The 345-nt window shown below is 42.6% G+C and carries 1 protein-coding gene; it reads right to left on the bottom strand.

The window, feature by feature from the left end:
• Positions 1–49: 49 nt before the first annotated feature.
• Positions 50–345 (bottom strand): hypothetical protein (locus COJ96_RS26060; protein WP_218936553.1); only part of this gene is annotated, 296 nt, incomplete at its 5' end.

Consider the following 345-nt stretch of genomic DNA (forward strand, 5'->3'; position numbering starts at 1 on the left):
ACAGTCATTCTGTCCATTGAGAGTGGTAACGTATCAGTTCAAAAACATCCTAAATAAAACAACCACAGTCAAAACAATAAACGCTAACAGTAATATTTTCCCAAGTCTGGACCCGTATTTGAAATACCATAAAAGCCAGAAGGAGAAAAGCAAGGGCAGGGAGACCCCACACCACAAACAACACAGTTAATTCAAATCCCCAACCCCAATACGGGGTATAACCAAAGAAGCGACTCATAAATTCCATTTTCACATAAATTCCCGGCGGACTGGACAGACAGCACTCTTTGCCCAGCATAATATTTGCCATCTTAACCCACTCGTCGTGGACCTTCATCAACGCAC

The sequence above is a fragment of the Bacillus sp. AFS073361 genome (assembly GCF_002567005.1).
Classification (GTDB): domain Bacteria; phylum Bacillota; class Bacilli; order Bacillales; family Cytobacillaceae; genus Neobacillus.